Annotated in this window: 7 protein-coding genes and 3 pseudogenes; all 10 read right to left on the bottom strand. The window is 63.3% G+C overall.

What is annotated here, in order from left to right:
* Positions 1 to 192, bottom strand: a 192-nt coding sequence (locus IPM84_16770) for a hypothetical protein (GenBank protein ID MBK9094383.1), incomplete at its 3' end; no start/stop codon positions are given.
* On the bottom strand, positions 176 to 1,372 hold the full coding sequence (locus tag IPM84_16765) for an NHL repeat-containing protein (GenBank protein MBK9094382.1): 1,197 nt from the start codon (positions 1,370 to 1,372) through the stop codon (positions 176 to 178). The genes IPM84_16765 and IPM84_16770, both read right to left, overlap by 17 nt.
* 235 nt (positions 1,373 to 1,607) lie before the next feature.
* Positions 1,608 to 5,085: pseudogene (locus IPM84_16760) on the bottom strand (class I SAM-dependent DNA methyltransferase).
* A gap of 2 nt (positions 5,086 to 5,087) precedes the next feature.
* On the bottom strand, positions 5,088 to 5,333 hold the full coding sequence (locus IPM84_16755) for a type II toxin-antitoxin system HicA family toxin (protein ID MBK9094381.1): 246 nt from the start codon (positions 5,331 to 5,333) through the stop codon (positions 5,088 to 5,090).
* Complete coding sequence (locus IPM84_16750; GenBank protein ID MBK9094380.1) at positions 5,326 to 5,559, bottom strand: type II toxin-antitoxin system HicB family antitoxin; 234 nt, start codon at positions 5,557 to 5,559, stop codon at positions 5,326 to 5,328. The genes IPM84_16755 and IPM84_16750 overlap by 8 nt, the downstream gene beginning before the upstream one ends.
* Before the next feature lie 35 nt (positions 5,560 to 5,594).
* Positions 5,595 to 7,409, bottom strand: a complete 1,815-nt coding sequence (locus IPM84_16745; protein ID MBK9094379.1) for an AAA family ATPase — start codon at positions 7,407 to 7,409, stop codon at positions 5,595 to 5,597.
* 11 nt (positions 7,410 to 7,420) lie between these two features.
* A pseudogene (locus IPM84_16740) lies at positions 7,421 to 9,235 on the bottom strand (AAA family ATPase).
* 12 nt (positions 9,236 to 9,247) lie between these two features.
* Positions 9,248 to 11,053, bottom strand: coding sequence for an AAA family ATPase (locus IPM84_16735; GenBank protein ID MBK9094378.1), 1,806 nt, complete (start codon positions 11,051 to 11,053; stop codon positions 9,248 to 9,250).
* 15 nt (positions 11,054 to 11,068) lie between these two features.
* Positions 11,069 to 12,896 (bottom strand): annotated as a pseudogene (locus IPM84_16730) (AAA family ATPase).
* Between the two features lie 47 nt (positions 12,897 to 12,943).
* Positions 12,944 to 14,521: an ASCH domain-containing protein gene (locus tag IPM84_16725; GenBank protein ID MBK9094377.1), complete on the bottom strand. Its 1,578-nt coding sequence runs from the start codon at positions 14,519 to 14,521 to the stop codon at positions 12,944 to 12,946.
* Positions 14,522 to 14,839 lie beyond the last annotated feature (318 nt).

Genomic DNA, 14,839 nt, shown 5'->3' with positions numbered 1-14,839 from the left:
GGGATAGAGAATTTGGCCGGCAGAGAAGGCTGTCTCGAAACGGCCGGCCGAGAAACGAACGATTCTCTGTCCCAAGCCCCAGGGTGACACAGCATCCAGCACGTAGAGTCGCCCCAGCGCGTCCACGGTCAATGCCTGGAGTTTTTCCAGGCTCCCCTGGTCCGCACGACCGGCGCTAATCTCGCCAAGCACGCGCCCATTCGCGTCCAGGTGTTGGATGCGCCCACGGTTCTTTTCGAGGACGTAAAACGTACCATCGGGCGCGGCGGCCAGATGGTCGGGGTGCTCGAAGCTGCCGAGCGTGGCGAAGGCGCGTGCCCCAGGCGCTCGAACGGTGACCATTCCAGTCGTAAGTGACAACCTGGGGTCCGTCGGTCAGCACAAGCAGGCGGTTGTCGGTGGCAGCCAGCGCGATAACGCCGGCTGGCAGAGCAAAGCTGCTCAAGAAGGCGCCTTGTGCGTCATAATGTTTGACCACGCTGTCATCGAGTTCATGGACCCAGAGACTGTGATCAGGCGCGAGGGTCAGCGCGCGCGGCGAGTAGAGAAAGCCCGGCTGACCGTTGACCGCGCCGATCCGCTGCCCTTCTTCCCAACTGGGCAGGATGCGTATGACGCCGAACAGCGCCGGTGAACAGTAGGCGACGCCATCGGTGTCCACGGCCAGGGCGCCGCTGGCGCAATCAACCTCACGGGAGCCTTGCGGCGCGCCGTCAGGCGCGAAGCGTGACAGGCGCTGATACGTTTGATTCCCTGTTACGCGGCCGGTGAGACTCAAGACGAAGATGCGTCCGGCGGCATCGGCATCTACGCTGACCGGATCGGACAGGCCGTCAGGGTCGCCATCGGCCCAGCGGCCAACCTGGCGCACGAAGTCGCCCTGCAGAGTGAAGACCTGCACCCGGCTGTTGTTCGTGTCGGCCACGTAGACGCGGTCGCCGCGCACGGCGATGCCGCGCGGGTTGTAGAATTCGCCCTGACCCCGACCGAGGCGCCCGAAGGTTCGCAGGAAGACGCCAGCGGCTGTGAAGACCTGGACGCGATGGTTGCCGGTGTCCGCGACATAGACGTTGCCTGCGGCGTCGAGCGCGATGTCGGTGGGAGCGGTCAGTTCGCCGGCGACGGCTGCTGCGCCCCACGTGGCAACCCAGCGAAAGGTTGACGGGTCGGCATGGGAGGACGCGGGCGGCAGATCGGCCAGCGCCGGCGGAGATAACACCGTGAAGTTGGCTACGCCGGCAAGGGCAAAGGCCGCAGCCAGCAAGCAGCGCAGCGCGCGCGGGAAAATTATCTTGGTGAATGTGGTGGGGAGGCCCACGTCTACAAGACCCTGGACGGTCTCGCCGATGGCCTCGCGGATATTACTTCTCATCGGATCCCTCCTCGACTTTCTATCACATTGTGATATACCTGTCAAGTGCGTGCCTATTGAACCAGCAGTTCCAAATGTAGCACACATTCAACCACAAAGAGCACATGCGGGGGTTGGTGAACACAAAGAAACGGCAGATCAGACGCAAATCGGCAACTTCTCTGCGTTCTTTGTGATCTCTGTGTGGTAAAAAACCAGGCTACATTTGGAACTGCTGCTATTGAACGGCGCAACGCTACCCCGCCACGAAGCGCCCATCTTCCAGCGCCCGCGCCTGACCCAGGGCGACCAGGGTGGCGAGCCATTCGGCCACACGGGGGGGCGTGGCCCCGCTGAACGCGGCGGCGACTTCGGCCGCGGTGACGGGTCGGTCGGCGGACGCGGCCAGAGCGGCGCGTACGGCGGCCGCCTGCGCGGCCATGGCCTCGGGCCAGGGCGCACTCAGAAACCCGGTTTCTCCGGGAAACCGGGTTTCTGGCTCCTCGATCTCGAAGCCGGCCTGCTGCGCCTGCGGCGCGGACCCGGCCGGCGCCTGGTAGTCCGGCCGCAGCCAGCGGATGACGCCAGCCGCCTCTTCCGCGGCCCGCGCCGCGTTGAGCGCGACCAGCCGCGTCAAAATCTCCTCGTCAGGCAAATCCGCCGGCCAGCCGTAAGCCTCGGCAACGGCCGCATCCAGGTCGTCGTGCAGTTGTTCGAGGATCGAGACCAGCCCTTGCGCGTGGATGATCCCCTCTTTGGCGGTCAACGCCTCGCCGCGCGCAGCTTCGCCAGCACGTTGTACTGGTCGGTCAGGGTCAGCTTGGGGTGAAGCGCCTGCTGGCGCTTGCGGTGACTGTCCAACTCCTCAGCGATGGCGCGGATGCGGGTCTTTTGCGCATCGGTGGTGGCGGGGAAGGAGAACTTCTCGAAACAGGCGGTCTTGACGTAGACCGGATCGTTGCCGACGCCCAGCCACCCGCCCGCCTTCAAAGCCCAAGTTGTGTGGATGCGGCTCGATAGGACACCGAGGAAATAGCCATCTTCCAAAGCTATGTTGACGAGTTTGTTGTCGGGCAAGATGGTCTTGTCGAGAAACACGAAGAAGCGGTGTCTTGACGTCTCAACTGTTGCAATATAGCGAGACAATCCTGAAAGCTGATCTCTGAGCTTCGGGTTGGTCTCACCAAACAGCCACCAGTTTTCTCGACGTGATTTTCGGTTGTTCTGATCTCGCTCTGGCTTCACGCGTTCATAAACCCACTGGTAGACCTCCGGGAAACGTCGCCGCACATCTTCTGCGGTCAAGCCGAAAAGGTCAATGACCATCACATTCCTGGAGGTCGCTGTCAAGTCGCGGCCGTTTCGGTAGAGCCGAATGTGCTTTTCCAGACCAGGGATTCGCCCCAGACCCTAGCTGTTTCGCCTCATGTGGTGTCACGATGAAACCAGAGCCAAGCAGTTTGACACCTGGATTGCTTACGTTCCTGTTGGCCCTGAAGCGATTGGGCGTTGCCGGTTATATCCACCCCGATCAGGTCGGTCAAGCAGCTCAACGCCCCGAAGACAGGCGCAGCGCAATCTTGGCGATTGCCGTCTCCGGTCAGCGGCTCGCCTGACGACCCTGGCCAATGCACCGTCACTTCGCCCGCTTCCGCGACCGTGATGGCAATTCCACCCACGGCTGATCGGGGATGGCAAACCACGGGTGGTCAGGAATGGCGCAGACCAGCGCCAGCGGTCGTCGGCGCCCAGGTGGTGCTGATTTAGACGCGGCGGTTGAAGGTCTGGCGCAGGCTGTTGGTGGTGATGAAGCCAAAACGGCGCAATTGGCCGCGGCGCACCAGTTCGGCGGCCTTGTCCCACCAGAACATCACGTAATCCGCCGAGTCGGGCACGTTGGGGTAGACGCGGCGGATCGTTTCGGCGTAGCCGTCGCCCAACGCCTCGCGCATCCGGCCGGCGCCGATGAACGGCGGATTCCCCACGACGAAATCAGCCTGCGGCCATGCGGCCGGCCGTGGGTTGAGGTAGCGCCAGGCCGGCACGCGCGCGGTCTCGTCGGGCACTTGCTCGCCGGTGACGGGGTGCCGCCTGGTCGTGCGGCCGTCCCAGCGGGTGACGGGGCGGCCCGCGGCGTCCAGCAGCGGTTCGACCGCGTCCCAGGCCAGCACCGCGTCGCGGCACTCGATGTTGTGGAAGCTGCGGATGATCGGCTCGGCGATGTGTCCCAGGTCTCCCTCGGTGCGCAGCCGCCACTGCAAATAGCCGATCCACAGCACCAGTTCGGCGATGGCCGCGGCGCGCGGGGAGATTTCCAGGCCCAGGAATTGGCGCGGCGAGACGGTGACGCTCTCCACGTCGAGCAGCATCTGGCTGCCGCCCAACTGCCCGCGCACCTCCAGCACTTCGGCCTGCAGCCGCACCAGGTGTTCCAGGCTGACGTAGAGGAAATTGCCCGTCCCGCACGCGGGATCCAAGACCCGGACGCTCGCCAGGCGGCGCTGGAAGGCCTCGACCTCGGCCAGCGCTCCCTTGATCTCGCCCTCGTCGGCCAGGCGCGCGGCCGCGGCTTGCACCGCTTCCCATTCGCCGCGCAGCGGCTCGACCAGTGTCGGCAGCACCAGGCGTTCGACATAGGCGCGCGGGGTGAAGTGCGCGCCCAGCTTGTGCCGCTCGGCCGGGTCCAGCGCCCGTTCCAGCAGCGTGCCGAAGATGGCCGGCTCCACATCGCGCCAATCGGCCTGCGCGGCCTCGATCAGCAGTTGCAGTTGATCCGCGCTCAGCGGCAGCGCGCTCGCGTCCGCGAACAGCCCGCCATCGAAGTGCTTGATGGGCACGCGCAACGCCAGCGAGAACCCGCCGGCCGCCATCGTGCGCCACAGCTCTTGCACGAAGGCCGGAAAGTGCGCCACGTTGTGGCGGGCATCGGCCAGCAGTTGCGTAAAACTACCGGGCGGCAGCAGCCCCACATCCTCGGCGAACATGGTGAAGAGACAGCGCATCAGGAAATGGGCCACGGTCTGGGGATCGTGCTGTCCCTCCAGCGCCCGCGCCAGCCGCGCCAGGCGGTCGGCGATGTCGCGCGTCACCCGTGCGCTGCGCCGGCTGGGGTCCAGACTCATGGGGTCGAGCCAGAGCTGGCGCAGGAGCGTGCGCACGTCCGGGTCGGCCAAATCGGTCAAACTGATGCGGTAATGGGCGGGGTCGGGGAAGGGGACGTAGTTGCCGCCGCTGCGGGTGAATTCGCTGTAGAGCGCCAGGCTGTCGCCCACATCGGCGACGATCAGGAAGGGGGGCCGGCCGCCGTCCGCGACCTCGGCGGGGGGCAGATTGCGCGCATACGACTGCGCCTGCTGCCGCGCCCGTTCCATCGCGGTGTCCCAGGATGCGGCCCCGCGCAGCGCCGTGCCGCGTTTGCGCGCCCGGCCCGCCGCCTGTCCGGCCAGCGAGAGCGCGGGCGTACCCGCGTCGCCATCGCGACCCTGCTTGGCCTCCAGCACGAAGCAGCCGCGGCGGTAGAGGTCAATGCGGCCGGTCGCGCCGTGGGGCAGCGGCACCGATTTCTCGAAGACATAGGCGTTGGCAGCCTCGTCGGGCGTGGTTGGATTGGGGCGGTCCACCTCCAGCACGTCGCACAGCTCGGAGAGGAAAGGCTGGCAGTTGGCGCGCTCGGCCGCGCCGGAGGCACGCCAGCGCGCGATGAAGGGGGCAACGAGGGCCGGTTGGTCGGTCATAATTACTCAGTATAGAAATGAGGTCTCAGTTCCTCATCCGGTATGTATTGGCTTGCCTGTCGGAAAATGGCTCGCAAGGTACCGGTATCGAGTTCCCGATGACGCGGAATCGTCAATATCTGTTTCTGGCCATACGGGCCAATGCGCCGCAACTTGACGTGACTGCCTTCCTGCGCGTGTACGATGAAACCAAAGCCTTCCAGTATCTGAATGACCGCGGATCCTGAGAGGCGGCGCAGTTTAGGCATATACCGGCTCCATCTCCATGGTAACCAATAGCGGAGGATGCGCGACCAGTCCTAACTCTGCCAGATCCTCACCCTTTAAGTGAAGGTGAATTGCCTCGCGCAGATTCTGCACCGTTTCATCGAGCGTCTGGCCCTGAGTGACCACAGCCAGGTTGAGACACTCGGCCACGTACCCCGATTCATCGCCTGGATAAATCACTGCCTGGATTGTGTAGCGTTGTGCCATGTTGCCTCCCAAGTTTTTCTCGAATACGAACACGATTACAATTTCACCCACACCAGCCGGTCGAAGCCGAGCGCCACGATGGCGAAGGTGTGCAGGCGCAGCTTGGCGCCATAGACGGTCTGGAGCGTGGCGCGGTAGTCCGTCGCCTTGCGCGTCGCCTCGGCCAGCGCCGCCGCGACCAGGGGCCGCGACGCCAACTCCTCGCGGGACGTCGCTTTGACCGCCTCACCGGTCAGGCCCAGGTCGCTCAGCGGGATGTACTTGAACTCCAGCAGCGCATCTTGCAGCGTGTACTTGCGCATGTCTGGCCGCACGATCAGTGTCATATCGGCATAACTGCGTTCCAGCGCCGGCTCCGAATCGGTGATATAGAACAGGTCGTCGAACAGCAGCGTCAGAAACGCCATCTTCACCGTCAACTCATTCGCCCAGCGGTAGTCGCGGTTGTCGAGCACCCGAAAGTAGCGCGTTTCGATGAAGTCGCACAACGGTTGCAGATCGCCGTGATAGTAGACCGCTTCGACGGCCGCGCGCATCGCGGCCCGCTCGCCGAACTCCGGCAGCAGGCGGTCACGCAGTTGCTCCACGTACAGTTTGCGCGCCACCAGATTCGGGATGCGGAAGGCCAGTTTGCCTTCCTCGGTGATCCGCTCCAGTGTCAGCACGCCGAAGTAGTAGAGCAGCGAGACCATGAACGTCTCGTCCTTCACCTGGGTCAGCACATCCTCCACGCCGAACCGCTGCGCCAGCCGTGGGATGGTCGGCGGCGTGTCGGGATTCAGGATCGCGGCCAGCACCGGCGCGCCGTGCGGCAAGCCCGCAATGTACGCGATCTTCCCGCGATCCATCGCCAGGTTGCTGTCGAGTAACTCGCGTGGCGGGCTGCAGGTCTCCGCCAGGTGTTGCAGGAAGTACAACGCCAGCGTGGGATTGTAGACCAGTTCCGCCGGCTCCTCGCCAAACGCATAGCCGTTGTAGAAGGTGCGCATGGTGTCCTGCGCCGCGGTGCGCGCCTCCGGCGCCAGTTCGCACTCCCCCGCGACCTGCGCCAGCAATCCCTGCATCTCCGCTTCCGTGAACCCGCACAGCAGTTCCAGACCGATCTTGAACGAAACATCCCGCGCCACGTTATAACCGCTGCTCAAGTCGCTGAGCACAATTGGCGCGACGCCGGTGGTGAAGGCGCGATCCAATCCCAGGCCGCTGCCGGCCCCTTTCACCGCCTTGAACACCGTCTTGAGCAGCCCCTCGCCGTAGAGCAATGCCTTGTAGCGGTCGGCGCCGCCTCCGATATCCCTCCTACAGGGGGACTCAGGGGGGGGGCGACTCATCAGTACCTCGTTGGCGAAGTTGTCGTATTCGTCAATCAGCAGATAGAGGCGATAGTCCGTCGCGCGCACCGCCGTCAGCAACGACTCAAAGGAAGCGATAGCATTGGTGGGGTGAACGGTGATCGGGTAAGCCAACTGCTCACGATAGGTCTCCGCGAACCCCTGAATACGCGCGTTGATGTGAGCATGCACCGCCTGCCCGATCTCAGCGATGCCGCCCTGCGCGCTGACCAGTGAGAAGTCCCATCGCAGGATGAAGTAGCTGTTGTGGCCCGGGGTCGGGTTGCGCCCGATCGCCAGGTCGCCGAACAACTGCGCGAACTCGCCGGCCTTCGCCACATCGTAGTAGTTCTCCAGCGTAGAAAGCCACAGGCTCTTGCCGAACCGCCGCGGCCGCAGGAAGACCAGTTGTTTCCCGGCCTCTTCCACCAGCGCAATCCGGTCGGTACGGTCTATGTACACATAGCCTTCCGTTCTGATGGTATAGAAATCACTGATACCGTAGGGAAACTTTAACATTGCCGCGCCTCTTATAGTTTGCGCCACACCAGCCGGTCGAAGCCGAGCGCCACGATGGCGAAGGTGTGCAGGCGCAGCTTGGCGCCATAGACGGCCTGGAGCGTGGCACGATAGTCCGCGGCCTTGCGCGTCGCCTCGGCCAGCGCCGCCGCGACCAGGGGCCGCGACGCCAACTCCTCGCGGGACGTCGCTTTGACCGCCTCGCCGGTCAGGCCCAGATCGCTCAGCGGGATGTACTTGAACTCCAGCAGCGCGTCCTGCAGCGTGTACTTGCGCATATCCGGCCGCACGATCAGCGTCATATCGGCATAACTGCGTTCCAGCGCCGGCTCCGAATCGGTGATGTAGAACAGGTCGTCGAAGAGCAGCGTCAGAAACGCCATCTTCACCGTCAACTCATTCGCCCAGCGGTGATCGCGGTTGTCGAGCACCCGAAAGTAGCGCGTCTCGATGGAAGTCGCACAACGGTTGCAGGTCGCCGTGATAGTAGACCGCTTCGACATCCGCGCACCGCGCCCGCTCGCCGAACTCCGGCAGCAGGCGGTCGCGCAGTTGCTCCACGTACAGTTTGCGCCACCAGATTCGGGATGCGGAAGGCCAGTTTGCCTTCCTCGGTGATCCGCTCCAGTGTCAGCACGCCGAAGTAGTAGAGCAGCGAGACCATGAACGTCTCGTCTTTCACCTGGGTCAGCACATCCTCCACGCCGAACCGCTGCGCCAGCCGTGGGATGGTCGGCGGCGTGTCGGGATTCAGGATCGCGGCCAGCACCGGCGCGCCGTGCGGCAAGCCCGCAATGTACGCGATCTTCCCGCGATCCATCGCCAGGTTGCTGTCGAGTAACTCGCGTGGCGCTTCACATTCACGCTGCAATGTCTTGAGGAAGTAGAGTGTCAGCGTGGGATTGTAGATCAAAGCGGTCGCGCGCATGCCAAAGCGATAACCGTTGTAGAACGTGCGCAGCAGCGTCAATGCTTCCGTGGTTTGCGCCGGAGACAGGTCGCACGTCTGGCCCACTTGTGCCAGGAGCGCCGCAACCTCCGCCTCGTGGAAGCCGCACAAGTCATAGAAATCAGGGAGTAGCGAGAGGTCCTCGGCGACATTATAACCGCTGCTCAAGTCGCTGAGCACAATTGGCGCGACGCCAGTGGTGAAGGCGCGATCCAATCCCATGCCGCTGCCGGCCCCTTTCACCGCCTTGAACACCGTCTTGAGCAGCCCTTCGCCGTAGAGCAATGCCTTGTAGCGGTCGGCGCCCGCCGCCGATATCCCTCCCTACAGGGGGGGACTCAGGGGGGGCGCGGCTCATCAGTACCTCGTTGGCGAAGTTGTCGTATTCGTCAATCAGCAGATAGAGGCGATAGTCCGTCGCGCGCACCGCCGTCAGCAACGACTCAAAGGAGGCGATAGCATTGGTGGGGTGAACGGTGATCGGGTAAGCCAACTGCTCACGATAGGTCTCCGCGAACCCCTGAATACGCGCGTTGATGTGAGCATGCACCGCCTGCCCGATCTCCGCGATGCCGCCCTGCGCGCTGATGAGCGAGAAGTCCCAGCGCAGGATGAAGTAACTGTTGTGGCGCGGGGTCGGGTTGCGTCCAATCGCCAGGTCGCCGAACAACTGCGCAAACTCGCCGGCCTTCGCCACATCGTAGTAGTTCTCCAGCGTAGAAAGCCACAGGCTCTTGCCGAACCGCCGCGGCCGCAGGAAGACCAAGTGTTTCCCCGCCTCTTCCACCAGCGCAATCCGGTCGGTCCGGTCTATGTACACATAGCCTTCCGTTCTGATGGTATAGAAATCACTGATACCGTAGGGAAACTTTAACATTGCCGCGCCTCCTTATAGTTTGCGCCACACCAGCCGGTCGAAGCCGAGCGCCACGATGGCGAAGGTGTGCAGGCGCAGCTTGGCGCCATAGACGGCCTGGAGCGTGGCACGATAGTCCGCGGCCTTGCGCGTCGCCTCGGCCAGCGCCGCCGCGACCAGGGGCCGCGACGCCAACTCCTCGCGGGACGTCGCTTTGACCGCCTCACCGGTCAGGCCCAGATCGCTCAGCGGGATGTACTTGAACTCCAGCAGCGCATCTTGCAGCGTGTACTTGCGCATATCCGGCCGCACGATCAGCGTGGCGACTTTCGGAGAAAGCGCCGTCATATCGGCATAACTGCGTTCCAGCGCCGGCTCCGAATCGGTGATATAGAACAGGTCGTCGAACAGCAGCGTCAGAAACGCCATCTTCACCGTCAACTCATTCGCCCAGCGGTAGTCGCGGTTGTCGAGCACCCGAAAGTAGCGCGTTTCGATGAAGTCGCACAACGGTTGCAGATCGCCGTGATAGTAGACCGCTTCGACGGCCGCCCGCATCGCGGCCCGCTCGCCGAACTCCGGCAGCAGGCGGTCCCGCAGTTGCTCCACGTACGGCTTGCGCACCACCAGATTCGGGATGCGGAAGACCAGTTTGCCTTCCTCGGTGATCCGCTCCAGCGTCAGCACGCCGAAGTAGTAGAGCAGCGAGACCATGAACGTCTCGTCTTTCACCTGCGTCAGCACATCTTCCACGCCGAACCGCTGCGCCAGCCGCGCAATGGTCGGCGGCGTGTCGGGATTCAGGATCGCGGCCAGCACCGGCGCGCCGTGCGGCAAGGCCGCAATGTACGCAATCTTCCCGCGATCCATCGCCAGGTTGCTGTCGAGTAACTCGCGCGGCGCTTCACATTCCCGCTGCAATGCCTTGAGGAAGTAGAGTGTCAGCGTGGGATTGTAGATCAAAGCGGTCGCCCGCATGCCAAAGCGATAACCGTTGTAGAACGTGCGCAGCAGCGCCAATGCTTCCGTGATTCGAGCCGGAGACAGGTCACACGTCTGGCCCACTTGTTCCAGGAGCGCCGCGACTTCTGCCTCGTGGAAGCCGCACAGGTCATAGTAATCCGGGAGTAGCGAGAGGTCTTCGGCGACATTATAGCCGCTGCTCAAGTCGCTGAGCACAATCGGCGCGACGCCGGTGGTGAAGGCGCGATCCAGCCCCATGCCGCTGCCGGCGCCTTTCACCGCCTTGAACACCGTCTTGAGCAGCCCCTCGCCGTAGAGCAGCGCCTTGTAGCGGTCGGCGCCTTCCACCGCGTGACTCATCAACACCTCGTTGGCGAAGTTGTCGTATTCGTCAATCAGCAGATACAGAGGATAGGGCGTTTGGCGCACCAGCCCCAGCAAAGCTTGAAAGGAGGCAATTCCGTCGGTGGGATGCGGCTCAAGCGGCGCATTCAGCCACGCCTGGTAGCGCAAGCCGAAGTTCTTAATGGTCATGTTGATGTGGTTGTGCAGCGCCTGCCCGATCTCCGCGATGCCGCCCTGCGCGCTGATGAGCGAGAAATCCCAGCGCAGGATGAAGTAGCTGTTGTGGCGCGGGGTCGGGTTGCGCCCAATCGCCAGGTCGCCGAACAACTGCACGAACTCGCCGGCCTTCGCCACATCGTAGTAGTTCTCCAGCGTGGAGAGCCACAGGCTCTTGCCGAACCGCCGCGGCCGCAGGAAGATCAACTGGTCGCCGGCCTCTTCCACCAGCGCAATCCGGTCGGTGCGATCCACGTAGACATACTCGCCAGTCCGCACTTTATAGAAATCACTGATGCCGTAGGGAAATTTCAACATCGCCGCGCCTCCTTATAGTTTGCGCCACACCAGCCGGTCGAAGCCGAGCGATACGATGGCGAAGGTGTGCAGACGCAGCTTGGCGCCATAGACGGCCTGGAGCGTGGCGCGGTAGTCCGTCGCCTTGCGCGTCGCCTCGGCCAGCGCCGCCGCGACCAGGGGCCGCGACGCCAGCTCCTCACGGGACGTCGCTTTGACCGCCTCGCCGGTCAGGCCCAGGTCGCTCAGCGGGATGTACTTGAACTCCAGCAGCGCATCTTGCAGCGTGTACTTGCGCATATCTGGCCGCACGATCAGGGCGACTCGGTCATATCGGCATAACTGCGTTCCAGCGCCGGCTCCGAATCGGTGATATAGAACAGGTCGTCGAACAGCAGCGTCAGAAACGCCATCTTCACCGTCAACTCATTCGCCCAGCGGTAGTCGCGGTTGTCGAGCACCCGAAAGTAGCGCGTCTCGATGAAGTCGCACAACGGTTGCAGATCTCCGTGATAGTAGACCGCTTCGACGGCCTCGCGCACCGCGGCCCGCTCGCCGAACTCCGGCAGCAGGCGGTCGCGCAGTTGCTCCACGTACAGTTTGCGCGCCACCAGATTCGGGATGCGGAAGGCCAGTTTGCCTTCCTCGGTGATCCGCTCCAGTGTCAGCACGCCGAAGTAGTAGAGCAGCGAGACCATGAACGTCTCGTCCTTCACCTGGGTCAGCACATCCTCCACGCCGAACCGCTGCGCCAGCCGTGGGATGGTCGGCGGCGTGTCGGGATTCAGGATCGCGGCCAGCACCGGCGCGCCGTGCGGCAAGCCCGCAATGTACGCGATCTTCCCGCGATCCATCGCCAGGTTGCTGTCGAGTAACCTTCGCGTGGCGGGCTGCAGGTCTCCGCCAGGTGTTGCAGGAAGTACAACGCCAGCGTGGGATTGTAGACCAGTTCCGCCGGCTCCTCGCCAAACGCATAGCCGTTGTAGAAGGTGCGCATGGTGTCCTGCGCCGCGGTGCGCGCCTCCGGCGCCAGTTCGCACTCCTCCGCGACCTGCGCCAGCAATCCCTGCATCTCCGCTTCCGTGAACCCGCACAGCAGTTCCAGACCGATCTTGAACGAAACATCCTGCGCCACGTTATAACCGCTGCTCAAGTCGCTGAGGACAATTGGCGCGACGCCAGTGGTGAAGGCGCGATCCAATCCCAGGCCGCTGCCGGCCCCTTTCACCGCCTTGAACACCGTCTTGAGCAGCCCCTCGCCGTAGAGCAATGCCTTGTAGCGGTCGGCGCCGCCTCCTCCGATATCCCTCCCTACAGGGGGGGACTCAGGGGGGGGGCGACTCATCAGTACCTCGTTGGCGAAGTTGTCGTATTCGTCAATCAGCAGATAGAGGCGATAGTCCGTCGCGCGCACCGCCGTCAGCAACGACTCAAAGGAAGCGATAGCATTGGTGGGGTGAACGGTGATCGGGTAAGCCAACTGCTCACGATAGGTCTCCGCGAACCCCTGAATACGCGCGTTGATGTGAGCATGCACCGCCTGCCCGATCTCAGCGATGCCGCCCTGCGCGCTGACCAGTGAGACGTCCCATCGCAGGATGAAGTAGCTGTTGTGGCTGCGGGTCGGGTTGCGCCCGATCGCCAGGTCGCCGAACAACTGCGCGAACTCGCCGGCCTTCGCCACATTGTAGTAGTTCTCCAGCGTCGAAAGCCACAGGCTCTTGCCGAACCGCCGCGGCCGCAGGAAGACCAGTTGTTTCCCGGCCTCTTCCACCAGCGCAATCCGGTCGGTACGGTCTATGTACACATAGCCTTCCGTTCTGATGGTATAGAAATCACTGATACCGTAGGGAAACTTCAACATCACCACGCCTCCTTATAGTTTGCGCCACACCAGCCGGCTGGGGGCTACATTCCCCACACCATGATCGGCCGGCCGTGATGGCTTTCGCCGCGCCGCCAAATTTTTTCAGCCCACGGTCTGTCGGGTCGCCGGTCGAAGATGATCAGGTGCGTCTCGTCGGCCGCGCAACGGTCGGCATACTCCCAGGTCTGCGCCAGGCCGGCCGCCAGCGTCTTCTCCACCGAGTCGCGCAGGATCTTCAACTCGATCACCCCGCGCTGCACGCCGCCGGGGTAGCGCCAAAGCACGAGCAGATCGGTGCGCCGACGTCCCAGACCATATTCGCGCTCCACCCGGCCGCCGCCATTGACGATCCGCTGCAAAAATGCCTGCATGAGCAGTTGCGGCCCGGCCTCTTTGTAGTCGAAGCGTTCCAACCACACCTCGGAGTTCTCGCGGAAGAACTGCTGGAATGCGGCCAGCAGCCCCGGCAGGTCCAGGCGGCCATCGGCGGCGATGTACCAGGCCGGTTGTTCCGAAATTGTGAGTTGCGTGCTGAAGGTCAACTCGCGCGGGATGACTTCCTGGTAGATGCGGTTGGCGATCGTGAGTTGGCCCTCGGTCTTGATCAGCCCCAGGTCGCGCACGTAGGTGATGTCGTCCGGCGGCATGATTTCGGCGGTCTGTTCGCCGGCCAGGATCGTCTCCACCACGCGGCGCACGCGCGGCTCTTGCAACTTGTCGGCCAGTTGATCCAGGTGCGTCACGCGTGCCAGGATCAGCTCCTCTTTGGCCTGCTGGATCATTTCGGCCGTGATCGGCTGGGTGCGGTCGCGGCCGGCGCGCAACTCGAAGCAGGCGGTGTAGGCCAGCGCATTGACCAGCCACGGCTGGCCGCTGGTCAGGCTCCAGACCAGATCAAGCGCCTCCGGCGTGAAGGACTGGCTAGTCTCGTCCGTATGCTCCAACAGCAGCGTGTTCACCTCGCGCGGGCCGAAATCGTCCAGGCGCAACGACTTGGCTTTGATGTTGAACGCGCTGCCGCCAGTGATGATCGTCTTCTGCGCCTCCGAGTGGATCCGATAATCCTGGATGTCGCGCACGCCGCAGAGGATCAGGCTGTGGGGGAACTGGTGGGGGCGCTTGGGGTAGCCGGCGCGCAGTTGGCGTAACAGCGAGATCAGCGTGTCGCCCACCAACGCATCCACCTCATCCAGCATGAGGACGAGGGGCTTATCCAATTGCTGGCACCAGCGCGACAGAAAGACGCCCAAGGCCGAAGCCGGCGTTATCGTGGCAAGCGTTTCTTCCGCCAGCGTTACTGCTGCCGCATCGCCGACGAGATCATACGCCCAGGCTGCAATATCGGTGACGACGGTCGCGATGCCCTTATCCACATCCTCGCGGTGCGCCTGTGCCCCTTCGATATTGGCGTACACGGCATGGTACTGGCCGATCTGGTTGAGATGCTTCGCCAGCGCCAGCAGGCAGGTGGTCTTGCCCGTCTGGCGCGGGGCATGGAGCAGGAAGTATTTTTCCTGGCCGACGAGCGCCAGCAGTTCCGCCAGGTCGAACCGTGCCAGCGGCGGCAGGCAGTAGTGCTTCTCGCAGTTGACGGGGCCTTCGGTGGTGAAAAAACGCATAGGCGCCTCCTGGCCCCGAGTATACCACACAAACCGATTCTGCGCCGTTCAGGAATGAGAATTTTTTAACTGTGTTGCTTGACGCGGAACAGGTCATGCAGTAGAATACCCGCACCTCAGGTTCCGTGGCCGGTTCACCTGGGACGAAAGTTGTTTTCTCTCACCCAAGAACCTGGCCGACGAATGGACTTTCTTCTCCGGGTTGACCAGAAAGGAGGCAGACACCCACTTTGCGCATTCGCATGTCATTCTTTCGGATAGCGACAAATAGAGGGCGTAGTATGCGCAGCGTGCGCAGTGCGCGCCCTCTGATCAGTG

The sequence above is a fragment of the Candidatus Amarolinea dominans genome (assembly GCA_016719785.1).
In the GTDB taxonomy this organism is placed as follows: Bacteria; Chloroflexota; Anaerolineae; order SSC4; family Amarolineaceae; genus Amarolinea; species Amarolinea dominans.
This window is presented reverse-complemented; position numbering and strand designations above follow the sequence as displayed.